The organism is Streptomyces sp. CA-142005 (genome assembly GCF_050942335.1).
Lineage (GTDB): Bacteria > Actinomycetota > Actinomycetes > Streptomycetales > Streptomycetaceae > Streptomyces.
Genome location: NZ_CP192078.1, coordinates 8,922,433 through 8,945,667 on the forward strand (window position 1 = coordinate 8,922,433; position 23,235 = coordinate 8,945,667).

20 protein-coding genes are annotated in these 23,235 nt (G+C 69.6%); 14 read left to right on the top strand and 6 right to left on the bottom strand.

Features of this window, described 5'->3' with window-relative positions; translation table 11 throughout:
• Nucleotides 1–17 precede the first annotated feature (17 nt).
• The gene (locus tag ACQPXS_RS41140; protein ID WP_433454614.1) at nucleotides 18–881 is read left to right on the top strand and encodes an AraC family transcriptional regulator N-terminal domain-containing protein; all 864 of its coding nucleotides are present in this window, start codon (nucleotides 18–20) and stop codon (nucleotides 879–881) included.
• A 137-nt stretch (nucleotides 882–1,018) separates the two neighbouring features.
• Here ACQPXS_RS41140 and ACQPXS_RS41145 read toward each other — a convergent pair whose 3' ends face one another.
• The 3 genes from ACQPXS_RS41145 to ACQPXS_RS41155 form a co-directional block, all read right to left on the bottom strand.
• Nucleotides 1,019–1,285, bottom strand: a complete 267-nt coding sequence (locus ACQPXS_RS41145) for a hypothetical protein (protein WP_433454615.1) — start codon at nucleotides 1,283–1,285, stop codon at nucleotides 1,019–1,021.
• 34 nt (nucleotides 1,286–1,319) lie between these two features.
• A complete protein-coding gene (locus tag ACQPXS_RS41150) occupies nucleotides 1,320–1,688 on the bottom strand; it encodes an MsnO8 family LLM class oxidoreductase (protein WP_433454616.1) in 369 nt (122 codons plus the stop codon).
• Between the two features lie 227 nt (nucleotides 1,689–1,915).
• On the bottom strand, nucleotides 1,916–2,605 hold the full coding sequence (locus ACQPXS_RS41155; protein WP_433454617.1) for a hemerythrin domain-containing protein: 690 nt from the start codon (nucleotides 2,603–2,605) through the stop codon (nucleotides 1,916–1,918).
• Between the two features lie 367 nt (nucleotides 2,606–2,972).
• On the opposite strand from ACQPXS_RS41155, the gene ACQPXS_RS41160 reads away from it, so the two are divergent.
• The 3 genes from ACQPXS_RS41160 to ACQPXS_RS41170 all read left to right on the top strand — a co-directional run bounded on the left by ACQPXS_RS41160 (nucleotide 2,973) and on the right by ACQPXS_RS41170 (nucleotide 5,358).
• On the top strand, nucleotides 2,973–3,992 hold the full coding sequence (locus tag ACQPXS_RS41160; RefSeq protein WP_433454618.1) for a M28 family peptidase: 1,020 nt from the start codon (nucleotides 2,973–2,975) through the stop codon (nucleotides 3,990–3,992).
• Between the two features lie 310 nt (nucleotides 3,993–4,302).
• Nucleotides 4,303–4,515, top strand: a complete 213-nt coding sequence (locus tag ACQPXS_RS41165; RefSeq protein WP_433454619.1) for a hypothetical protein — start codon at nucleotides 4,303–4,305, stop codon at nucleotides 4,513–4,515.
• A 153-nt stretch (nucleotides 4,516–4,668) separates the two neighbouring features.
• Nucleotides 4,669–5,358 carry a hemerythrin domain-containing protein gene (locus ACQPXS_RS41170; RefSeq protein WP_433454620.1) on the top strand — a complete coding sequence of 230 codons (690 nt, stop codon included), beginning with the start codon at nucleotides 4,669–4,671 and terminating at the stop codon, nucleotides 5,356–5,358.
• 761 nt (nucleotides 5,359–6,119) lie between these two features.
• On the opposite strand, the gene ACQPXS_RS41175 is transcribed toward ACQPXS_RS41170, so the two are convergent.
• The 3 genes from ACQPXS_RS41175 to ACQPXS_RS41185 form a co-directional block, all read right to left on the bottom strand.
• The gene (locus ACQPXS_RS41175; protein ID WP_433454621.1) at nucleotides 6,120–7,886 is read right to left on the bottom strand and encodes an RNA polymerase sigma factor; all 1,767 of its coding nucleotides are present in this window, start codon (nucleotides 7,884–7,886) and stop codon (nucleotides 6,120–6,122) included.
• Nucleotides 7,887–8,061: 175 nt separating this feature from the next.
• A complete protein-coding gene (locus tag ACQPXS_RS41180; RefSeq protein WP_433454622.1) occupies nucleotides 8,062–9,999 on the bottom strand; it encodes an autotransporter in 1,938 nt (645 codons plus the stop codon).
• 524 nt (nucleotides 10,000–10,523) lie between these two features.
• Complete coding sequence (locus ACQPXS_RS41185) at nucleotides 10,524–12,755, bottom strand: alpha-L-fucosidase (protein WP_433454623.1); 2,232 nt, start codon at nucleotides 12,753–12,755, stop codon at nucleotides 10,524–10,526.
• A gap of 466 nt (nucleotides 12,756–13,221) precedes the next feature.
• On the opposite strand from ACQPXS_RS41185, the gene ACQPXS_RS41190 reads away from it, so the two are divergent.
• The 10 genes from ACQPXS_RS41190 to ACQPXS_RS41235 all read left to right on the top strand — a co-directional run bounded on the left by ACQPXS_RS41190 (nucleotide 13,222) and on the right by ACQPXS_RS41235 (nucleotide 23,195).
• A complete protein-coding gene (locus tag ACQPXS_RS41190; RefSeq protein ID WP_433454624.1) occupies nucleotides 13,222–14,286 on the top strand; it encodes a sugar ABC transporter substrate-binding protein in 1,065 nt (354 codons plus the stop codon).
• Nucleotides 14,287–14,333: 47 nt separating this feature from the next.
• Entirely contained in the window at nucleotides 14,334–15,899 is a 1,566-nt protein-coding gene (locus ACQPXS_RS41195) for a sugar ABC transporter ATP-binding protein (protein ID WP_433454625.1), read from the top strand.
• Complete coding sequence (locus ACQPXS_RS41200) at nucleotides 15,892–16,932, top strand: ABC transporter permease (RefSeq protein WP_433454626.1); 1,041 nt, start codon at nucleotides 15,892–15,894, stop codon at nucleotides 16,930–16,932. The genes ACQPXS_RS41195 and ACQPXS_RS41200 overlap by 8 nt, the downstream gene beginning before the upstream one ends.
• A gap of 93 nt (nucleotides 16,933–17,025) precedes the next feature.
• Nucleotides 17,026–18,351 carry an L-fuconate dehydratase gene (locus tag ACQPXS_RS41205; protein ID WP_433454627.1) on the top strand — a complete coding sequence of 442 codons (1,326 nt, stop codon included), beginning with the start codon at nucleotides 17,026–17,028 and terminating at the stop codon, nucleotides 18,349–18,351.
• Nucleotides 18,344–19,249, top strand: coding sequence for an amidohydrolase family protein (locus tag ACQPXS_RS41210; RefSeq protein WP_433454628.1), 906 nt, complete (start codon nucleotides 18,344–18,346; stop codon nucleotides 19,247–19,249). Before ACQPXS_RS41205 ends, ACQPXS_RS41210 begins: the two co-directional genes overlap by 8 nt.
• Nucleotides 19,240–19,677: an RbsD/FucU domain-containing protein gene (locus tag ACQPXS_RS41215; protein ID WP_361225805.1), complete on the top strand. Its 438-nt coding sequence runs from the start codon at nucleotides 19,240–19,242 to the stop codon at nucleotides 19,675–19,677. Before ACQPXS_RS41210 ends, ACQPXS_RS41215 begins: the two co-directional genes overlap by 10 nt.
• Complete coding sequence (locus ACQPXS_RS41220) at nucleotides 19,674–20,717, top strand: zinc-dependent alcohol dehydrogenase (protein ID WP_433454629.1); 1,044 nt, start codon at nucleotides 19,674–19,676, stop codon at nucleotides 20,715–20,717. Before ACQPXS_RS41215 ends, ACQPXS_RS41220 begins: the two co-directional genes overlap by 4 nt.
• Entirely contained in the window at nucleotides 20,714–21,475 is a 762-nt protein-coding gene (locus tag ACQPXS_RS41225; RefSeq protein WP_433454630.1) for an SDR family oxidoreductase, read from the top strand. Before ACQPXS_RS41220 ends, ACQPXS_RS41225 begins: the two co-directional genes overlap by 4 nt.
• On the top strand, nucleotides 21,472–22,104 hold the full coding sequence (locus tag ACQPXS_RS41230; RefSeq protein ID WP_433454631.1) for a bifunctional 4-hydroxy-2-oxoglutarate aldolase/2-dehydro-3-deoxy-phosphogluconate aldolase: 633 nt from the start codon (nucleotides 21,472–21,474) through the stop codon (nucleotides 22,102–22,104). The genes ACQPXS_RS41225 and ACQPXS_RS41230 overlap by 4 nt, the downstream gene beginning before the upstream one ends.
• On the top strand, nucleotides 22,101–23,195 hold the full coding sequence (locus ACQPXS_RS41235) for a PfkB family carbohydrate kinase (RefSeq protein WP_433454632.1): 1,095 nt from the start codon (nucleotides 22,101–22,103) through the stop codon (nucleotides 23,193–23,195). The genes ACQPXS_RS41230 and ACQPXS_RS41235 overlap by 4 nt, the downstream gene beginning before the upstream one ends.
• Nucleotides 23,196–23,235 lie beyond the last annotated feature (40 nt).

Genomic DNA, 23,235 nt, shown 5'->3' on the forward strand with positions numbered 1-23,235 from the left:
GCCGGTGGAGCCTGACGATGGAACCTCTGCAGGAGTTGCGTCAGCTCATTCTCGAACACGTTGGGGACGTCGGCCGAAAGGCCACGGTCGGGCTCGGCGTGTCCGTTGCGGTCGTCGACGAGCCGACGGCCCCGGTCGTCGCCGCGATGCCGGGTCCCACCTTGGCGATCGTGGCTCAGGGCACCATGCGCACGCTGGTCAACGGCGAGCCGTACGAGTACGGAGCCGGCAAGTACCTGATTGCCTCGCTCGACCAGCCGTCAACCAGCCAGGTCGTCCAGGCGGCCCCTGACGAACCCCTTGCGGTCTTCATCATGGACCTCCGGCCGCAGGCCATCGCATCGCTCCTGCCCGAGGCGAGCACCGCGGCCAGGCCACCCGCCGACGACGGATTCTTCGTCAGGGACGCCACCCCCAAGCTGCTCGACCCTGTCGTACGCCTGCTCCGGGCTGCCCGCTGTCCGGACGACCTGCGGGTTCTCGGTCCGTCGTACCAGCGGGAGATCCTGTGGCGGCTGATCACCGGGGACCAAGGCGCGCTCGTACGGAGGATCGTCCTGGCCAACAACAGTCTCGCGCACATCGCCCGGGCCATCGGCTGGATCCGCGAGCACTATCACGAGCCGCTCAACGTCACCGATCTCGCCCGGCTGTCCGGCATGAGCTCTTCGTCCTTCCACCGGCACTTTCGAGCAGCGACGGCCGCGACACCGATCCAGTATCAGAAGACCATACGCCTGCAGACCGCCCGGACACTTCTGTGGGCCCGGGCGGGCAGCGTCACAGACATCGCCCACCGCGTGGGCTATGAAAGCCCGTCACAGTTCAATCGGGACTACCGAAGGATGTTCGGGACGTCCCCGGGACGCGACGCCCCCTGACCCCGACACGTCCGTCGGCAACAGCCGAGTGGGCAGCGGCTTTCGCCGGTGAAAGGAGCGTCGCGTCCCCGCCGTGGCCTGCCAAAGCCGCAGCCATGGCGAGCAGTGCCGGCCGTGCAAGGTAGGCCGCCTCGGCCTCAGTCGGCGCAGAGCGTCTCGACGCTGACAAGAACACGTGCGGTCTGGCACCAGCGCGAGGGCAGGAATCGGTCCCGGTAGCGGCCCAGTGCCTCGAGCGTGTTGCCCGGCTGGATATGGTGAGCGAAGGCCAGCGGCAAACCGAGTTCGGCGGCCAGTTCGGCGCCTGCCACGCTGGAGGACAGCAGCCACGGCTGAGGAGCGGTGTCGGCCCCGGTGAGCACACGTGCTTCACTCGCGTGAGCCAGGTACTCCAGCAGTTCCACCAGGCTGGTGCGGTACTCGGCATGGATCGCCTGATCAGCGCCCGCGGCGCAGTGCCCGTACGGTGTTGATGTCGGACGTGCCGGGTCCGCGCCCGACTCCCAGGTCGATGCGGCCGGGATGCACTGCCGCCAGTGTGCTGAACTGCTCGGCGATGACGAGCGGAGCGTGGTTGGTCAGGAGGACTCCGCCGGAACCGATCCGGATGCCGGACGTCTTCGCCGCGAGGTGGGCGGACATCACGGCCGGCGCGACGCCGGCGACTGACCGGTACCTGTGGTGCTCGGCCACCCACACCCGACGGAAACCGAGTCTCCTGGCCTGCTGTGCGCTCGAGACCACAGCCGCCAGGGCTTCGTGGGCGCTGCGGCCCCTTTCGGCCAGGGCCGGCTCGAGGACGGACATGGGTGGCAGAGCACTGGTGGCTGCCGCAGGCCCCGTCATCTGCGACCCCGGCGCGTGTTCACCTCGTCGATGCCGACTGTCTGGCACGAGGCTCCTCTTCGGTGAAAGTACGGCCGTGACCGCTACGTGGCGGCCGCCGCGCTTTTTGCGGCAAGGGCGGGCGCAAGGTGGCTGTTACAGCCGCCGACGGGGCTGATCGTGTGCTCAGGCGGTGGCTGGGGTCGGATTCATGAAATGGTGCCCAGGCGGGCGGGGGTGGGCGTGCCGTGGACGCGTTTGGCGTGGGCGGCATAGCGGCGACGGCCGATGATGGGCACGAACAGGCGGACGGGCAGCGGTGCGTGGGCGAGCACCGCCTTGATGACTGCGGGGTCGCCCTCGTACATGGCCATGCCGAATACCAACGGAAGTTCCCTCTTGGGGGTTTCCGCCATGCCGTGCTCGCCGATCTGTTGCCACTCCGCCGCGGTGACATGCATGTGCGCCAGGGGCAGCACTTGTTCCTCTTCCGTTGCCATGTGCTCCAGGAGGAGGTCCAGCAGCAACTCGAAGGCGTCGGCCAGCTCCTGGCCGCGGTGCCCGGTGGAGCGCCAAGCGGGCAGGAGGCCGGCTGCTTCGGCGTGGGCCTGGTCGATGGCCTGGTGCTGCCTTTCCATGGTGGACACGACGGCCGCCGCTTCCTCGCCGCCGCGCTGGAGGAGCGTGGGCCACAGCAGCAGGTCCTCGCCTTCATGGTGTGTGTGCAGAACGCGGCACACAAGCTCCGCGTGTGCGCCGACGACCTCGGCGCGCGCGGTGTCGCCCCAGGCGACGGCCCGGATCAGTTGCGGCAGCAGACGAAACTCACGACGAAAGGCTGCATGAGCCATATACATGTCGCGCACATCGGCCATGGGTGCGTTCAGGGTCGGATTCACTGCCCTACCTCAGATTGCCGTCATGATTCGGCTCGGGCGCTCAGAACCGCTTCCCGGCCTTTCATTGACCGATTCCATCACGCGGCTTCTGCAGGAGGACAGAACGATACTGCTGCGCGATGGCACGATACTGGCAACTTCGTGGCCATGGCTGTGGCCGGCAGCCCAAGCGCAAAGTCGACGGTAACGGGCAAGTGGGTGGCGGGATCGTTCTCCCCGCCCCTACGACCGTGTGGTGGAATCGGTCAACGACTGCGAACTCAGGCATCAGCGTCAGGCTGGGAACGCCGCGCCGGGCACTCGCGTGTGATCTGCCGGCTCCTGCGGCGCCTTTGTGCCAGGGGAAGAGGTGGTGATGACGCCTGGCATGCCGACCGTCCGGGACTTCGAGGCTCTCGTGGAGCCTCTTCGGTTGCGTCGCGACGTCGAGTTCCTCGCTGCGAAGCCGCGCAGCCGGCGCCGGACTCCGGACGCGATGGAACGTGCGGAGTCGTACGTCGGTGAGGAACTGACCTCCGCCGGGTGGCAGGTCGAGCGGCAACCGTTCGACCTGGGATGGAAGTGGGGCTCGACCGACCGGCACGGCCACCGGGCTCTGGCATTGAAACCACGGCTGCATCGCCGGCTTCGGGGGACGAACCTCATTGCCTCGCCGGCTGGTGCCCACACCTGTTCCACGGTGCTGATCGGGGCTCATCTGGACACTGTCAGCGGCAGTCCGGGGGCCGACGACAACGCCTCCGGAGTCGCGGTGGTCCTGGAGACGGCACGCCTTCTGAGTCGGCTGGAGGTCGTGCCGCCGGTCACCCTCGCCATTTTCGACATGGAGGAACTGGGTTTGATCGGGGCTCGCCATGCCGCGCGTGAACTGAGCCGCAGCAGACGGGTGGCCGGCATGATCTGCCTGGAGTCGGTCGGCTATTACACGGACGCCCGCGGCAGCCAGAAGTTGCCGGCCGGTTTCACGGCTGCCTTCCCCCGCATTTCCGCGGCGGTCAAGACGGATGGCCTGCGGGGCAACTTCGCCCTCGTCGTCCATCGGCGGTCCTCGGCCGCGGCCGCCCGTTCCTGGCAGCGCGCTGCCGCGGCGACGTCGGTGTCCCTACCGAGTCTCCTGCTGCGCGACCCGAGGCCCGACGGGCTGCTGGGCATGCTGATCGGCTTGGCGGTTCCCCCGGCACAGCACTTGGGACGCAGCGATCACGCACCCTTCTGGAACCGGCGGGTACCCGCGCTGATGGTCACCGACACGGCGAACTTCCGTAACCCGCACTATCACCAGCCCACCGACCTACCGGACACACTCGACTTCCAGCGTCTGGCTGCCGTGGCCGCGGCCACGGCAGCCACCGCGATCTCGTGGCCGACCGAGTGCTACCGCCAGTGACTCGTTCGTCTCCGTCGTGACAGGCGGGACGGTCATGGTCGCCGGTGACGGCGAGGAGGGTGTCCGGGTGGGTCGCCTGGTAGGCGCGGGCGACGGCGACGGCCTTCTCCGGCTGCTGCATCGACTGCAGGACACGCGTGCCGTTGTTGCTGTGTGCGAACTCGTCGACGCCCTTCCTCGACCATGAGGAAGAAGCCCTTCTTGTTCTTGTCCAGCGTGTTCAGCGCCTTGGTGCGGTACGACCGCCTTCGGCGACGTGCGTTTCAACTGCACGACAGGTCACCTGGGCAGGTGCCCGCGGACCATCGCCGTGACTCTGCGCAATGTAAGCCGTACCCCGGTGAAGGTGACCTTGGTGAGCGGGAGTCGCGAGGGTGATCGGCGGTTGTCACCGGCTGCTGAACTCATGCCCGGACGCCCCGTGACACTGCGCCGGTGCCATGACGAGAAATATTTCTTCGGCATTCTTGTGCGCTCGATGAAGCCAGGGGTGGGCGTGGTGAAGGTCGTGGCTGTCGATTGACACAGTGGTCCGACTCGCAAAGTTGGCAGCATCGTGCATACGGACAGCAGGATCGTTCTCACCGCCACATGTGACCGTTTGGTGGAATTGGCTATCGGGAGTCGGTTCTGGGCTCTGGAGACCGACGAGGTTTTGTCAATCCGAGGAATGGTAGTGACTCCGACCGTCAACGAGCCCATGGCCGATGTACGAGACATGCGCATGGCGCATGCAGCCTTTCGCCGCGAGTTCCGGCTGCTTCCGCAGCTGATCCGGGATGCCGTCCCGGGCGACGTCCAGCGCGCCGCCGTCGTAGCCGCGCATGCGGAATTCATCTGCCGAGTTCTGGAAACGCATCATGAGGGTGAGGACCTCCTGCTGTGGCCCAAGCTCCTCCGGCGGTGCGGCGAGGACGCCGCCTTCATCGTGCCCATCATGGAGGAGCAGCACCAGGCCATCGACCAGGCCCATGCGGAGGCCAGCAGACTCCTCTCCGGCTGGCGCCGCACCGGGCGGGGCGGCGAGGAGCTCGCCCGCGCTTTCGAGGTGCTGCTGTCTGCGCTCCTGGAGCACATGGCAACCGAGGAGAAGCACGTACTGCCGCTGGCCGAGAAGCATGTCACCGCCGCGGAGTGGAGAGAACTGGGCGAGCATGGCTTGGCGAAGACCCCCAAATGGGACGTGCCTCTGACTTTCGGCATGGCCATGTACGAGGGTGACCCCGCGGTCATCAAGGCGGTACTGGCCCATGCACCGCTGCCCGTCCGCCTGCTGGTACCGGTCATCGGGCGCCGCCGCTACGCCGCCCACGCACGACAGGTCCACGGCACGAGCAGGCCGGCACGTCTCGGCACGCTTGGCTGAACCAGACCTGCGTGCGCCGGTTCGACCACAAGGAGCGTCCGTGGACTCCCAAGTCGCATGGGGCCAGTGCGCGGGCAGTCGTGACGAGCCGGGTGTGAGTGTGAACCCCGCTTCCGGCACCGGGACCCTCGCCGCCCGTGGTGTCGAGACCCGGCCCCGGCATGTTGTCGGGCCACGGGCCGGGGCGGGACGTAACGTGGAGCATGGGGGCTCCCGGCACGGCTGGGAGCCCCGATCATGATGGGCATGCCGGACCGGAAGCGGCGCTGACCGTCTTCCCGGCTACGCTTGCAGCGTCTCCTGCCGGATACCTGTGGTGCGCCGGCTTCAGCGTCGGCGTCCCCCAACCGCCCTACCCCGCAGCTGATCGCTGCCCTTCCCACCACCCCTACCGGCCGCTGTTGGCCGTAGTGTCAGCCCGTCTGCCGTGGGACACCGGGTAACTGACCCGGGTCGCACACCGATGCACTCGCCGCCCAAGGGCCCGAAGGAGTCCACCCCGACGACGTCGTCGAAGGAGACCGCGGCGGCTCGTCAACTCGATGCGGCTGCGTTCCGTCCAGGCGCAACACGAGGGCCCGGACGGAGTGCACGGTCTGCCGTCGGCCCGGACGCCAGAGCCGGGAGGCGGCGGCGTGGCGGCGCGCGAGCAGGTCGCGGTGTCACCGCAGCACCGTGACGGACGCATCAGCGGCCGCAGCCTGCGCAGCACGTCCTTCGGGAGCTGGTGCAGCAGCGCGGCCAGAAGCAACCGGCGATGGTCAGGACACGGCGGAGTGCTGGGGCACGGAGCCCGCGTCGGTCGGCGTGGAGCGGGTGGTGTACTGCGGTACGGGGGCGTCGTCGTGGCCGGTGTCGCGCACGAGTCCGTACCGTTCGCGGTCGGCGGAGTGCGGGGTCGGGGGAGTGGCGATGTCGTCGGCTGTCTCCTGCCAGGAGGAGGGCAGGACGTCGAGGTTGTAGTCGGCCTGGGTTTCGTTGAGGTGGAGTGTGACGCTGCCGTCGAGGTAGTAGTACTCGTTCTGCCACATCTGCTGGGCTCCCGGCGGCAGGGTGATCAGTCCTTGCCGCCTGTTGCCCATCCAGGTGCCGCCGGCGGTCGAGCCCGGTCGGCGGTCGTCCATGCGGTGACCGCCGCCCGAGGCCACGTGGAACAGCCTTCCCCGCAGCCCGGTCCACGAGGGCATGGTCAGCAGCCCGGGGCGCAGGCCGTACATCACGTCCCAGTGGACGGTGAAGTAGCCCTTCCCACGCAGTACCACCGTGTCCCCGCGGTGGACGAGCTGGTAGCCGTCCAGGTGCCTCTTGAGCCCCGTCATCGTCACCGTGGTCTGCGGGCGGTGGGGCAATGCGGCGGGCGGGCGGTCCGGCGGTGGCGCGCTGTCCACGGTGTCGACCACCGACCCGTACCGCGGCCCTGGCAGGGACCGGGGCGAGGGACGTGAGACGGCCGAGCCCGGTGCCGGTGCCGGCCGCGACGGTGATGCGGATGCGGTGGGCGAGGGCGCGGGTGCCGGGCTGGAAGCCGTCGGGGCGGTGGCCGGACGCGCCGACGGGCTGGACCATGGGGCCGCGTACACGAGCGCGCCGCCCACGGCGAGCAGCGCACTCGCCGCCACCACGGCCTTCGCGGTGAGGCCCGTCCCTGCGGTCCCCGCCTTCGCGGAACCCCCGCCGCCTGAAGTGGCCGCGGTACCGGCATGGTCGGCCGCCGCGGCGTGCGTTCCCGCGGACAGCCACGGGCGCCAGGCCAGCAGTGCCGCCGGCACGGGCAGGAGGGCCAGGGGCGCCAGCAGTCCTTCCGGGGCCAGCATGCCTTCCTCGTGGCGCGCGCACCGCGGGCACTGCCGCACATGGCGGCCGAGGCGTTTGCGCCACAGGCCGCTGGGGACCCCGTTCCAGTCCAGGGTCAGCCGGGTCAGTTCCCCGCATGCGGGCCGGGCCGCGAGGGCTCGGACGATGACGCGGGAGATGTGCAGGCGCTCCTTCATGCGTTGCACCCGTACAGCCGCTTGATGGCCGGTCATGTCCAGAGCGGAAGCGAGCTCGGCCCGGGCGAGTCGGCCGGCCGTCTCCAGCCACCACAGTGACAGCAGCTCCCGGTCGTCCTCGTCGAGCCAACGGGTCGCGCGCAAGGTCTCCTCGCGCTGCCCGGACAGCCGCAGGTCGAGGATGACCCCCTCGGCGAAGTCGGCGGCCGGGTCGGGCCGGTGCTCAGCCGCGTCGAACGCCGCTCCCGTCGTCTCCCTCCTGCCGCGCCTGCGGATGTGGTCGCGGACCTCGTTCACGGTGATGGTGATCACCCAGGACCGGAACGCCTCCGGGCGCTCCAGCCCCCCGATGCCGCGCAGGATGCGCATCATCGTCTCCTGGACGATGTCGTCGACGTCGTCGCGGTACGGGTGCGCACGCGCCGCGACGCTGTAGACCAGCGGAAGCGTCCGGGAGCTGAGCTCTTCCAGGGCGCCGCGTTCGCCGGCCCGAGCGGCGGCGATCACGTCGGCCGCGGGCTCGGCATGCCTTGGCATCGGCTCTCCCTTCGACCTGCCGCGGGTACGAGGCCCCGCTCACGCCGACCGAGCCGGGCTGCGGGGTCCTCGGGTGACCGCCGTCGGTATCACCGGCACCGTGGCAGCGAAGCCATCGTAAGAGGTGAGCGCCGGCAGCCATGCGCGGGCCGGTGGAATCCGTGCCGTCCGGGGATCAGCGGGAGTGACGCGGGGCCGTACGCTGACGCGAGCGGCTGCGTACGAAGACGAAGACCGCGGCGACGCCGGCGAGAACGACGCCCGCCAGCCCTGTGACGGTCCACCGAGCACCGAAGTTGCCGCCGGTGTCCGCCATGGTGCCGGTGGAGGAGCCCAGGGGCGTGGCCGCTCGGCCGGTCCGGGCGGGGGAGGGGGCCGGTCCTGCCGCGGCGGAGGACGGGTGTGCGGCCGTGGTGGACGTGAGAGCGGTGAGCACGGTGTGGGTGTCGCCCCGGCTCACGGAGAAGCGTGCCCCGCCGATGGCGAGACGGGTACCGGAGACTGTTGCGGTCGTCGAACCGACGGTCAGCTCGGGGGAGTTCCGGGAAAGAAGGATCTTCGCGCCTTTGACGACCCGTAGCCTGCGCAGGGTCGTGTCGCGTGCCCTGCTGAGGTCCAGGACGGCCGAAGGACCGGTCAGAGCGACCGCGTCGGATGTCCGCAGAGAGGTCCCGGAGACGATCAGGCCGCCTTTGGCCACGGTGGTGGCGCCGGTGTAGGCGGCGCTGGTGACGGTGGTGGCCGCGGCTCCGCTCTGCGTCACCGATCCGGCACCGGTCACCGCCGGGAGGAGGGTGGGTGTCCTGCTGTTGCGGAGCACGAGTGAACCGTTGTCGATCACTTTGTCGAAGGCTCCGCCGGTGTGGAGGCTTCCGTCGCCGCCCGCGGTCCCGGAGCCGAGATGGAGGGTCGCATTCCTTTCGATGGTGGTGGATCCGTCGTAGTACTGCGCTGCTGCGAAGGTCACGTCGTTGCCGCTGGTGCCGGCGATGACGACGTCCCCGGCCCCGGGAGCGCCGAGGGTGTCGTGGTACATGCCGCCGCCGATGGGCGCGCCCAGGGTCACCGGTCCGTTGTAGTCGAAGGTGAGCCGGGAGCGCTGCCGTCTGGCGTGCAGGTTGATGTAGACCGTCTGTGCCGTGCCGGGCATGAAGATCCGGTGTGTGGTCCCGTCGCCCCACTGGACGTCGGCGCCCTCGATGTTGGTGCCGCGCTTGTTGAGTTTGTGGGCCACGGGTCGCCAGTTCAATCCGGGGTCGCTCAGCGAGGGCGCCGCACCGTCGCCGCTGTCACTCCAGCTGTAGACGCCGGTGAGGATCACCTTGCTGCCCGGGCGGGAGTGCACGTTGACGTCGTTGCCGTACTCGTGGCTGTAGAAGTTCTGCCGCTGTACGACAGTGTGGTCGAGCGGGGTGTCGATGATCCATGAACCGCGGTTGACGACGGAGCGGGCGTTGGGCAGCTCGGCGGCACAGGTGGTGCTCGCGAAGTTGACGCCCGTGCCGTTGTCGAAGACGCCGGAGAACGGGTTGGTGCCGCAGATCTGGAGCGTTCCCCACATGTTCCGGGGCTGGGTGACCAGGCCGGAGCCGCTGATGACGCCCAGGTTGAACAGGCGGGTCAGCGACAGGCGCAGTGTGCCGTCCACCCGGATGTTGTCCTGGTTCTGCTGGTAACCCGGCGTGTTGTACGGGAAGGACCCGATCAGGCCGGCCGTACCGCCGGTGCCGTACTGGAGGGTTGCCCCCGCGTCCACGGTGACCGCGGGCTCGTCGGGACGGTCGACCACGACGTACGGATGGTTGTCGCCCGGGATCCGGACCCTCTGGTGCTGCCGGGAGTGCGGCAGGGTGAAGGTGTTGTCCTTGGCGAGGACCAGCGTGCCGGTGCCGGACACGCGAAGGGTTCCTTCACCGCTGATCACGCCTGTGTACGTGTGGGTTCCCTGCGGGACGCGCACGACCGCGTCGCCGGTCAGGACGACATCACGGTTCGCCAGGACGGCCGAGGTGATGTCGCCGTCCGCGGCGCTTGCGCCGCCCACCGCAACCACCGGTGTGACGGCTCCCGCGACGAGAGCCGACGCCAGGACAAGGTGCCAAGATCGCTTCATCGAGTCAGGGTGCTTCCTGAAGTGCTGGTGATCCTTACGGACGTGAAGACCGGTGGCCGGACACCGGGATCTCAAAAACCCGGAGAAGTTCTGCGGTTCCGCCCACGCCGCCCATCCGGACCTGGCCGGCTCGAAGGAGGCACCTGACACACCGAAGGCATCGGGTCCTGGGAAACGCGGGCGAGGGAGCCGGCGAACAGGCGCGGTCGAAACCGGCTCGTTCTGCCGGCGAGTTCCGTCAGGGGGTGGTGGTGTAGCCGGCTCGTGGGCGACCTCGTCGACCACAGCCGGTAATGGATGCGTACGCGTTGGGGTAGGGCACATACGGCTACGAAGGCGTCGCCCGCGTCGTCGCCTCCGGCAGCAGCACTCCGGTGACCGCCGCCGGGCATACCCGCGTGGTCGCCGGGGCCACCAAAGTGCTGCAGCTGACCGAGCTCGGCCGGTACGAGACGTCCGGCGACCGGAAGTCCCCGGTCCCCGGAGCGCGCCCGCCGCAGCCGCTTGTCATGCGGGTGCGAGGGTCACAGCGCCGTGAAGGTCCACAGCAGGTTGGTGCTGCTTCCGTAGGTCCACTGCTTGGTGATCGAGCCCGATGCGACGTTGCCGCCGCCGTCGAGAACCAGGCCGGTGGTGCGGTTGGCGATCGAGTAGCTGTTGCCGCCCCGGGGGGTGATCTTCCACTGCTGGTTCGGGCCGCCGTTCCACGGCGCCTGCCTGGCCGCTGAACCGTCGGCGGTGGCGCCCCAGCCGTCGGCGACCATGCCGTTGGTGCGGTTGACCAGCTTGTAGAAGCCGCCGCCCACCTCGACCGCCTGCCACTGGAGGTTGGGGCTGCTGTCCCAGGTCCACTGCTTGAGGTTGGACCCGGAGGCGACGTTACCGCCGCTGTCCAGGGCGAGGCCGTCGGTGACATTGGTGAGCCGGAAGTACGTCGACGGGTTGAACTGGACCTTCAGCGACGTGATCTGGTCGTTGTTGCCGGTGCCCCTGAGGTCGGGGTTGTCGGCGGTGAAGGTCCATGAGGAGCCGGTGAAGTTGTCTCCAGAGTAACCGATCACCTGGTAGCCGGGGTTCGGACGGAGGGAGGAGATGGTGCGCGCGCCCAGTCCGGCCGCGGTCAGGTCGGCCGCGGTGTAGTCGCCGAGGGTGAACGCGGCTGAGCTGCCGGTGTAGTTGACGTCCGCGAAGGCGACTGCGCCGGCGAGCGGCAGCATGCCCGGGATGGTGCCGGAGAAAGAGAGCTTCAGGACGTAGGCGTTGGCACTGTATGGCGCGGAGGCGGGCAGGGTGACCGTGAGGCCGGAGGAGTTCTGGACCGGTGTGGGCAGGTCGATGTAGGTGCCGGCGGTGGAGCCGAGCAGCTTTACCGAGGTCAGCGAGGAGAGGTTGATCCGGTCCGAGCTGAGGGTCTTGATCGTCAGTGAGCTGCCCGGCCAGCCCAGGACGGTGGCGTACAGGACGTTGTCGGCCTTGTTCCGGGTGAAGCGTATGTCCTGCGCGGTGCCGGCCGTCGGATTGGTGAAGGCGCCGCCGCCCATCTTCGTCGGGCCTTCGCCGTACACCGTCCACGCGCGGGTCGAGTAGATCGACTCGCCGAAGCGCTTCAGGTGGTCGCCGATGCCGAGCAGGATGTCCTTCTGTGCCTGGGGGATGGTGCCGTCGGCCATCGGCGCGATGTTCAGGAGCATGTTGCCGTTCTTGCTGACCCGGTCGATGAACGCGTGCAGCATCTGCTTGATGCTGTAGTAGCCGATGCCCTGCGTGTAGCACCAGCTGGAGCTGGAGATGCTGTCGTCGGTGAGCCAGTACGGCGTGGTCAGGTCGGCCGGGCCGCCGCGCTCGTAGTCGAAGATTTCGCCCTTGTTGTCGAACCCGTCCTTGTAGGTGGCGACGACCTCGCGGCCCCAGGCGTTGGCCTGGTTGTAGTAGTAGGACAGGAAGTTCAGGCGCTGCGTCTCGTCGACCGCGTCCAGTTTGAAGTCCTGCCAGAGGATGTCCGGCTGGGCGAGGTCGATGACCTCCTTGAGCTTGTCGTACCAGAGCTGGTTCTCCTGCGTCCTGCTCAGCTGCCCGTACAGCTTCTGCAGGCTCGGGTCCGACTGCGCGGGGACGTGGTCGTAGAAGCCGTTGTAGTGGTACGCGTGGTGCATGGCGACCAGCAGCTTGAGCCCCTTGGCCCGGATCGCCGTGGTGAACAGCTGCAGCAGGTTGAGCTTCGGGCCCTTGGCGACCGAGTTCCACTCGTTGACCTGGCTGTTCCACATGGAGAAGCCGTCGTGGTGTTCGGCGACCGGTCCGGCGAACCTCGCTCCCGCGTCGACGAACAGCTGCGCCCACTCGTCGGGGTCGAAGTTGCCGCCCGCCGACTTCAGCTTCGGTGCGAACTGCACGGTGTTCCCGGCAAGGTCCTTCGCCCCGTTGATGAAGTTGTGGTACGGCCACACGGACGGGTCGCCGTAGGTCGCGACGTGGTGCTGGTTGGCCGCGCTGCCGGCTATGTACATGTTGCGCGGGTACCACTCGTTGTCGTAGGCGGGAACGCTGAAGACGCCCCAGTGGAAGTAGATCCCGAACTTCGCGTCCTGGAACCACTCCGGGGCCGGCGGGTGCTGGTCGACCGAGGTCCAGTCGGGCGTGTAGGTGCTCGGTGCCGCCTGTGCGACGCCGGCCCCGAGGCCGCCGCCGGCGATGGCTGCCGCCGCTACACATGTGGCGGCCGACAGGAACTGGCGTCTGTTGAGAGAACTCGGCATAAGGACATCCGGGAAGTCGGGGACGAGGGGGACACCCGACGCCCACGGTTCCGGGGCGCCGGAGGTTACGCACGAAGTTCGACCATGTGACGCACTCATGTCAACGGGCGTGCAGGGATGAAAGCATCCCCTTGGCTCGCATTTTTGTCGTATATGGGCGCTATCGCCCTATTATCAGGCGCCAGACATGGAATGTTTGCGGGTCGCTCGAAGGACGCGCCAACACAACGGAAGTCCACTGACAAGCCGTCAGCGCATCACGAGTGCGCATCATTGATGGGATTGATTCAGCCCCGGGTCATCACCTCGAGATCCACACCTACCCCGTTTCCAGCATTTTCTCCCGACACCTGGACAGCACCCTCGGCCGCCGCCTATATATACATCCCATCTCTTCGATGTGGCGGCACACAGCTGTCGCCCTGGAAACCATCTCCCGCTCCGGGACCAGCGCGAGGAAGTATCCGTGAGACTCAGAACTGCTCTCTGCTCCACCGCCTCAGCCCTGTCCGCCCTGGCGCTGCTCAGCGCGTGCAGCAGCGGCTCGGGCACCGCGTCCACGTCGAGCGACGCGCCGCTGGTCGGTGTCGACTACCCGCGTTCCGACACCGACTTCTGGAACTCGTACATCAAGTACACGCCCGAGTTCGCCAAGAAGCTCGGCCTGTCCCTCAAGACCACCAACTCGCAGAACGACGTCGCCAAGCTGACCGCCAACGTGCAGACGTTCATCAGCCAGGGTGTCAAGGGCATAGCGATGGCTCCGCAGGACACCGCCGCCATCGCACCGACGCTGGGGCAGCTGGAGGCGAAGAAGATCCCGGTCGTCACCGTGGACACTCGCCCCGACACCGGCAAGGTGTTCATGGTGGTGCGGGCCGACAACCGCGCCTACGGCGAGAACGCCTGCCAGTTCCTGGGCACCAAGCTGAACGGCAAGGGCAAGGTCGTGATGCTGGAGGGCGGGCTGGACTCCATCAACGGCCGCGACCGCACCGAGGCGTTCAACGACTGCATGAAGAAGAACTACCCCGGCATCAAGGTGTTCGGCGAGGCCACCAACTGGGACGGCGCGGTCGCCGCGCAGAAGCTCCAGACCGACCTGACCGCCAACCCGGACATCAAGGGCGTCTACATGGAGTCCAGCTTCGCACTGTCCGGCACGCTCCAGGTGCTCAAGCAGAAGGGCCTGTTGGTCGACCCGAAGGACAAGAAGCACGTCTTCATCGTGTCCAACGACGGTATCCCCGAGGAACTGAAGGACATAGCCGCCGGGAAGATCGACGCCACGGTCTCGCAGCCGGCCGACCTCTACGCCAAGTACGCCCTGTACTACGTGAAGGCGGCGATCGACGGCAAGACGTTCAAGCCCGGCAAGACCGACCACAACAGCACCATCATCCAGGTCCGTGACGGTCTGCTCGAGGACCAGCTCTCCGCTCCCCTGGTCACCGGCGACGGCGGCACCTACGGCGGCGTGTCCAGCGTCAAGAGCAACGACACCTCCCTGTGGGGCAACAACCTCGGCTGATCTGCCCTGTCGGCAACCCAACGGCTAACGAATACAAGGCGGTTGTGATGAGCGACGGGGAGCGAGCAGTCAGCCCCGCGCCCGCCCCGGCGGACGACGGACGGTCCCAGGCGGGCCCGCCCGTCGTCGAGGCGACGGGCATAGTCAAACGATTCGGTCCGACGGTCGCCCTCGACGGCGCCCGGATCACCATCAGGCCCGGCGAGACCCACGCGCTCGTCGGCCGCAACGGCGCCGGCAAGTCCACCCTCGTGTCCGTCCTCACCGGACTCCAGGCCCCCGACGAGGGAACGGTCACCTTCGGCGGCAGCCCCTCACCACGACTCGCGGACCGCGACGCCTGGCGAGAGCGCGTGGCCTGCGTCTACCAGAAGTCGACGATCATCCCCACCCTGACCGTCGCCGAGAACCTCTTCCTGAACCGGCACCACCACGGCCGCGGCCGGCTCATCAGCTGGCAGAGCGTGCGCCGCCGGGCGCAGGAGCTTCTGTCGACGTGGTCCGTGGACGTCGACCCGCAGACCTCGGCCGGCGATCTGAGCGTGGAGCAGCGGCAGTTCGTGGAGATCGCCCGGGCGCTGTCCTTCGGCGCCCGGTTCATCATCCTCGACGAGCCGACCGCCCAGCTCGACGGGGCGGCCATCAACCGGCTCTTCGACCGGATCCGGCACCTGCAGCGCCAGGGCGTGACCTTTCTGTTCATCAGCCACCATCTCCAGGAGGTCTACGAGATCTGCGACATGGTGACGGTGTTCCGCGACGCCCGGCACATCGTGACCGCGCCGGTCGCGGAGCTCCCCCGCACCGAGCTGGTCGCCGCGATGACCGGCGAGGCGGCGGTCGACCGGCTGCAGGTGCGGTCGAGCACCCTCGACCGCACCGCCACGCCCGCGCTGTCCGTGCAGGCGCTGGGCAGCGACGGTGCTTACGGTGATGTCACCTTCCAGGTGGGCGCCGGGGAGATCGTCGGACTCGCGGGTGCCGCCGGCAGCGGTCGTACCGAGGTCGCCGAGACCGTCGTAGGGCTCCGAGCGGCCCAGGCGGGCGAGGTGGAGATCGCCGGGCGGCGGCCCCGGCCGGGCAGCGTGCCCGCCGCGCTCGCCGCCGGCGCCGGGTTCGTCCCGCAGGACCGGCACCATCAGGGATTCGTGCCCGACATGTCGATCGCGGACAACGCCACGCTGTCCGTTTCTCACCGGCTCGGCAAGAACGGCTTTCTCAGCCGTGCCCGACGGGACCGGCTCGCCGACAACATGATCGAGAAGCTGGCGATCAAGACCCCGGGACCCGAGCTGCCCGTCTCCGCGCTCTCGGGCGGCAACCAGCAGAAGGTCGTCATGGCCCGCGCCCTGGCCGACGATCCCCGGCTGCTGGTCCTGATCAACCCGACCGCGGGCGTGGACGTGCGCTCCAAGGAGTTCCTCCTCGGCAAGGTCGAGGAGACCGCGGAAACCGGCACCGGAGTGCTCATCGCCTCCGACGAACTCGACGACCTGCGCATGTGCGACCGGGTCCTGGTGATGTTCCAGGGCCGGGTGACCTCAGAGATCGCCCGCGGCTGGCACGACCACGAACTCGTGGCCGCGATGGAAGGAGTGGACCTCAATGCCTGAAACCGCCCTCGCGGACGCAGCCGCCAAGGCCATGGAACCCAAGCCAAGGCGCACCGCGCTGCTCGGCGGCCGGATACCCCTGGCCCGCCTGCGCGACCTCGCCCTCGTCCCCGCGATCGTCGTCATCGCCATCGTCGGCCAGATCGTCAACCCGGTGTTCCTGCAGGCCGACAATCTCATCAACGTCCTGCAGACCATGTCCGAGATGGCCCTGCTGGTCCTCGCCCAGACGATGATCCTGATCGTCAAGAAGATGGACCTGTCCCTGGAGTCCACCATGGGCCTCGCGCCCGGAGTCGCGGCCTGGCTGGTCGTCCCGGCCGGCGCCGGACACGGACTCGGCCTGCTCCCCGGCGCCTGGGCCATCCCCGTCACCCTCGCCGTGGGCGCACTCGTCGGCGTGGTCAACGCCCTCCTGATCATCCGCTTCGGCCTCAACGGCTTCATCGTCACCCTCGGCATGCTCATCGTCCTGCGCGGCATCCTCACCGGCATCTCCGGCGGCCAGACCTTCTTCCAGCTGCCGCACTCGATGCTCTACACCGGCACCGCCGAATGGTTCGGGATGCCCGCCTCCATCTGGATCTGCCTGGCCCTGTTCGCGATCGCGATCGTGGTGCTCGGCTGGACCAGCTTCGGCCGCTCCCTGTACGCCATCGGCGGCAACGTCGACGCGGCGAAGGCGGCCGGCATCCGCACCGACCGGGTGCTGTGGATCGTCATCGTCACCGGCAGCGTGCTCGCCGCCCTCGCCGGCCTGATGCTGTCCGGACGCCTGGCCTCGGTCGCCTCCGCACAGGGCAACGGCTACATCTTCACCGTCTTCGCCGCCGCCGTCATCGGCGGGATCAGCCTGAACGGCGGCAAGGGCACCATGTTCGGCGCGTTCTGCGGCATCCTGCTGCTCTTCATGATCCAGAACGTGCTCACGCTGGCGGGCGTCCCCGCCCAGTGGATCGGCGCTCTCAACGGCCTGATCATCCTGGTCGCCCTCGCCATCTCCCGCATCACCGGCGGCAAGGTCCAGGAGTGATCCGGGCGGCCCCACCGGCCGCCCGACCTCCGCCGCGTTCACGTCTCGTCGCAAGGGGAGCGAATCCCCTTGCCCCTCACAGGAGTTGCCGCCATGTCCGCCACCGTGCCCTCATCCGCCCGCATCACCGCCCTGGACGTCCTGGACGTGCGGTTCCCTACCTCCGAACACCTCGACGGCTCGGACGCCATGAACCCCGAGCCCGACTACTCCGCCGCGTACGTGGTCCTGCGCACCGACGCCGGCGACGGACTGGAAGGCCACGCGCTCGCCTTCACCACCGGACGCGGCAACGACGTACAGGCCGCCGCCATCGCGGCCCTCGCCCCGCACGTGGTGGGCCTTTCGGTGGAAGAAGTCTGCGGCGACCTCGGGGCCTTCTCCCGCTCGCTCGTGCACGATCCCCAACTGCGCTGGCTGGGTCCCGAGAAGGGCGCCATCCACATGGCCACCGGAGCCGTCGTCAACGCCGCCTGGGACCTCGCCGCCAAGCGCGCCGGCCGGCCCGTCTGGCGCTTCCTGGCCGAGATGTCGCCCGAGGAGCTGGTCGCGCAGGTCGACTTCCGGTGGCTCAGCGACGCGCTCACGCCCGAGGAGGCGCTGGACATCCTGCGCCGTGCCGAACCGGGCCGCGAGGAGAGGATCGCGCGTCTGCTGGAGCGTGGCTACCCGGCCTACACCACCACGCCCGGCTGGCTCGGCTACTCCGACGAGAAGCTGGCCCGCCTGGCCCGCGAGGCCGTCACCGACGGCTTCACCCAGATCAAACTGAAGGTCGGCGCGTCCCTGGAGGACGACGTACGGCGCATGCGCGTCGCCCGCGAGGCGGTCGGCCCGGACATCCGCATCGCCGTCGACGCCAACCAGAGATGGGATGTCGCCCCCGCGATCGAGTGGATGCGCGCCCTTTCCCCCTACGACCCGTACTGGATCGAGGAGCCCACCTCCCCCGACGACATCCTCGGCCACGCGGCCGTCCGTATGGCCGTCGCGCCCATCAAGGTCGCCACCGGCGAGCACATCGCCAACCGGGTCGTCTTCAAGCAGCTTCTGCAGGCCGGCGCGGTGGACATCGTGCAGATCGACTCCGCGCGGGTCGGCGGCGTCAACGAGAACATCGCGATCCTCCTGCTCGCCGCCAAGTTCGGCGTGCCGGTCTGCCCGCACGCCGGCGGTGTCGGCCTGTGCGAGATGGTCCAGCACCTGTCGATGTTCGACTACGTCGCCGTCTCCGGCACCGTCGAGGACCGGGTCATCGAGTACGTCGACCACCTGCACGAGCACTTCGCCGACCCGGTGCGCATCGTGGACGGTCACTACCTCGCGCCGGCTCTGCCCGGCCTGAGCGCCCAGATGCACCCGGACTCCCTCAAGGACTACGCGTATCCCGACGGCCCGGTCTGGTCCGCCCGTGTCTGACACCCCCGAACTCGTGGATTGCCACCACCACGTCTGGAATCTCGGCCACCGCCCCCAGCCCTGGCTGGACGAGCCCGGTCACGAGCCCATCCGCCGCAGCTTCGGCACCGCCGACCTGCGCACGGCCGCGACCGCGACCGTGGCAGGTCGGCGACTGGAGTGCACGGTGCTCGTCCAGTGCGTGACGTCGGTCGACGAGACGCGCGAGTTCCTCGCCCTCGCCGACAGTGACCCGGTCATCGGCGCGGTCGTCGGCTGGGCGGATCTCACGTCCCCGGCGATCGGCGACGTACTCGACGCACTGCGCGCCGGACCCGGCGGTACCTACCTGCGAGCCGTACGTCACCTCGTCCAGGGGGAGTCCGACGCCGCCTGGCTGCAACAGCCTTCGGTGGAGCGGGGACTGCGGGCGGTGGGCGAACGGGGCCTCGGGTACGACCTGCTCATACGCAGCCACCAGTTCCCCCAGGCGATCCGCCTGGCGGAACGCCTCCCCGGCCTTCCCCTGGTCCTCGACCACGCCGGAAAACCACCCATCGCCCGGCAGGACCTGGACGACTGGGAGCGGGGCGTGCGGCGGCTGGCCGCACATCCCCAGGTGCGGTGCAAGGTGTCGGGCCTGGTCACCGAGGCCGACCACGAGAAGTGGACCGTCGACGACATCCGGCCGGTGTGGGAGGTCCTGCTGGCGGCCTTCGGCCCCGACCGGCTGATGTTCGGCTCGGACTGGCCGGTCTGCGTCCTCGCCGGCGGCTGGAACCGGTGGGCCGCCACCGTCGAGGAACTCCTGGCCGGCTGCTCCCACAGCGAGACCGATGCGGTCCTCGCCAGGACCGCGACCGACTTCTACAGACTCCAGCGCACCGATCCGAAGGAGGGAACATCCCGGTGCTCCTGACCGAACTGCTGCATCCCGGCATCCTCGAATCCCTCGCCGGAGCCGGCCACGGCGCCCGCGTGCTGCTCGCCGACGGCCACTACCCCGCGAGCACCGCCACCGGCGAGCGCGCCAGAACCGTCCATCTCAACCTGGCGCCGGGGCTGCTGGATGTCACCACCGTGCTCGACGTCCTGCTGCGGGCTCTGCCCGTCGAGTCGGCGCACGTGATGGTGCCGCCCGAGGGCGAGCCGGAGCCGCCGGCCATCGCCGAGTACCGCTCGATGCTGGCGCCCGTCCCCGTCGAGACGCTCGGCCGCTTCGAGTTCTACGACGCCGCCCGCTCACCCGACCTGGCCCTCGCCATCGTCACCGCCGACACCCGGACCTACGCCAACCTACTGCTGACCATCGGCGTCCGCGCTGAAGGGACCCTGAGAACACGATGACACTCGCAGTCCGCTACCTCGCCGCCCGCACCCTGGACACCGCGCCCGCCGAGAGCCCGCCCCCCGGCCCCGGCCAGGTGGAGATCGCCCCCGCCTACGTCGGTATCTGCGGCACCGACCTGCACATCTTCCACGGCGACATGGACGCCCGGGTCGCCGTGCCCGCCGTCCTCGGGCACGAGATGTCCGGCCGGATCGTACGGGTCGGTGCAGGAGTGGAGGGCTGGTCGTCCGGGGACGCGGTCACCGTGATGCCGCTGCGCTGGGACGACACCTGCCCCGCCTGCCGCGCCGGACACCAACACATCTGCCAGCACCTCGACTTCATCGGCATCGACTCCCCCGGCGCGATGCAGCAGCGCTGGACCGTGCCCGCTTCGACGCTCATCCGGCTGCCCGGCTCCCTCCCCCTGGACCACGCCGCCCTCGTGGAGCCCACCGCGGTCGCGGTGCACGACGTCGGCCGGGCCCAGGTCCGCGACGGGGAGAAGGCCGTCGTGGTCGGCGGCGGCCCCGTCGGCATCCTGATCGCCCTGGTCGCCCGGACAGCCGGAGCCGACGTCCGGGTGGTCGAGCTGAGCCCTCACCGGCGGCGGCTCGCCGAGGAATTGGGGCTGGTCACCTGGGATCCGGGCGCCGACGACATGCCCGAGCTGGTCCGGCAGTGGACCGGTGACGCCGGTGCGGACGTCGCCTTCGAAGTCTCCGGCGCGCAAGGCGGGGTGGACACCGCCGTCGAGGTTCTCGGCGTGCGCGGTCGGTTGTGCCTGGTCGCCATCCACCCCCGGCCCCGCGAGGTGAACCTCCACCGTTTCTTCTGGCGTGAACTCACCCTCGTCGGCGCCCGGTTGTACGACCGCTCCGACTTCGAGAAGGCGGTCGCCCTGGTCGCCGACGGCACGATCCCGGCTGAGCGGCTGATCAGCAAGGTGGTGCCGCTCACCGAGGCGCCCGCCGCATTCGAGGCCCTGGAGAGCGGCGGTGACGTGATGAAGATCCTCGTGGACTGCACCGACGACGCCCAGGGAGCCATCCGGTGAACGCCTTCGACCTCACCGGGAAGCTCGCGGTCGTCACCGGCGCCCGGCGCGGCATCGGCCGGGCCATGGCCCGCGCCCTCGCCGGGGCCGGCGCGGACGTCATCGGCGTCAGCGCCTCACTGGAGGAGTCCGGCAGCGACGTGGAGAAGGACGTTCTCGCCGCGGGCCGTACCTTCGAGGCGATCCGCACCGACTTCGCCGACCCCGCCGCCGTACGGGCCCTGGGCGCGGACCTCGCCGGGCGCGAGCGGCCGGTGGACGTCCTGGTCAACAACGCGGGTACGATCCGCCGCGCCCCGGCCGCCGAACACACCGACGCGGACTGGGAGTTGGTGCTGCAGGTCAACCTCAACGCGCAGTTCGCCCTGACCCGAGCGGTCGGCGCGGCGATGGTGGCGCGCGGCCACGGGAAGATCATCTTCACGGCGTCGCTGCTCAGCTTCCAGGGCGGCATCACCGTCCCCGGCTACACCGCCGCCAAGCACGGCATCGCCGGTCTGACCAAGGCCCTGGCCAACGAGTGGGCCCCGCACGGCGTCAACGTCAACGCCATCGCGCCCGGCTACATCGCCACCGACAACACCCAGGCTCTGCAGGACGACCCCGTCCGCAGCAAGGCCATCCTGGACCGCATCCCGGCCGCGCGCTGGGGCAGCGCCGACGACCTCGCGGGCGCCACGGTGTTCCTCGCCTCGGACGCCGCCGCCTACGTGCACGGCACCGTCCTGCCCGTCGACGGCGGATGGCTCGGCCGATGAGTGACACCGACCTGGCCTCCGTACTGGCCGGCGCCCGCGTCATGCCGGTGCTGACCGTGCCCTCCGCCGCGACCGCCGGCCCGCTGGCCGACGCGCTCGCGGCGGGCGGCGCCCGGTGCGCCGAGGTCACCTTCCGCACCCCCGACGCCGAGCGGGTACTCAGGACGATGGCCGCCCACGGCGGGCTGACGGTCGGCGCCGGTACGGTCCTCACGCCCGAGCAGGTGGACCTGGCCGTGGCGGCCGGGGCCCGTTTCGTCGTCTCTCCCGGCTTCGACGGGGCAGTGGTCGCCAGGTGCGGCGAGCTGGGGGTACCCGTGGTGCCCGGCATCGCCTCCGCCACCGAGCTGATGCGCGCGCTGCGGGCCGGCCTCGACACCGTCAAGCTCTTCCCCGCCGAGCCGCTCGGCGGCATCCCGATGCTGCGAGCCCTGGCGGCGCCCTTCCCGCAGGCGCGGTTCGTGCCGACGGGCGGCATCGACGCCTACCGCATGCCCGCCTACCTCGCCGACCCGGCGGTCCTCGCCGTCGGCGGCAGCTGGATGGCCACCGCCGCCCATCTGGAACGGGGCGAGTACGAGGAGATCCGCCGGCTGACCGCCGAGGCCGTACACAGGAGCGCGACGTGACCGACGTGGTGGCCCTCGGCGAGGTGATGCTCCGCTTCGATCCGGGCGAGGGCAGGATCCGCACCGCCCGCACCTTCCAGGTCTGGGAAGGCGGCGGCGAGTACAACGTCGTGCGGGGACTGCGCCGCTGCTTCGGCCTGCGCACGGCCGTCGTGACCGCCCTGGTCGACAACGCGGTGGGGAGGCTTGTCGAGGACCTGATGCTCCAGGGCGGAGTCGAGACCTCCCTGATCCGCTGGGTGTCCGACGACGGTATCGGCCGCACCGCCCGCAACGGGCTGAACTTCGTGGAGCGGGGCTTCGGCATCCGGGGCGCACTGGGCGTCAGCGACCGCGCGGGCACAGCCGTCTCGCAGCTACGCAAAGGGGATGTCGACTGGGACGCGGTCTTCTCCTCGGGACCCCGCTGGTTCCACACCGGCGGCATCTTCGCCGGTCTGTCGGACACCACTGTGGACGTCGCGGACGAGGCCATGGCGGCCGCGCGGCGGCACGGCGTGACGGTCTCCTACGACCCCAACTACCGCCCGAGTCTGTGGGCCGGCCGGGGCGGCGCCGACGCCGCCCGCGAGGTCGACCTGCGGCTGGCCCGGCACGCCGATGTCGTCGTGGGTGCCCTGGGCCTGGCCGGACCGTACCCAGGGGCGCTGCGGGTCGAGGAGGACGAGGTGCAGGACGCACTCGCAGAGGTCGCGGGACGCCTGCCCCGGGCTGAGGTGCTGGCGACGACCGTGCGCACGGTGCCCTCGGCCGGGGTGAACGACTGGTCCTCGGCCGCCTGGTCGGCCCGGACCGGCTGCGTGCGTGGCCCCGACATGCCCGGCCTGCAGGTCCTGGACCGCATCGGCTCCGGCGACGCGTTCGCGGCCGGACTGATCTACGGACTGCTGACGGGCGACGGCGAGGAGGGCGGCTCGGCGGCTCGCGCCAGGCCCGCGGCGAACCTCGATGCCGTCGGCCTGCAACGCGCTCTGGCCTACGGCACCGTCCACGGCGCACTGGCCATGACCACGCCCGGCGACGTCTCCATGGCCTCACTCACCGAGGTCGAGGCGCTCATGGCAGGTGGCTCGGCCGCCGTCAGACGATGACCGGCCCTCGGCCGCCGTACCGAACCGCACCAGCAGAGGA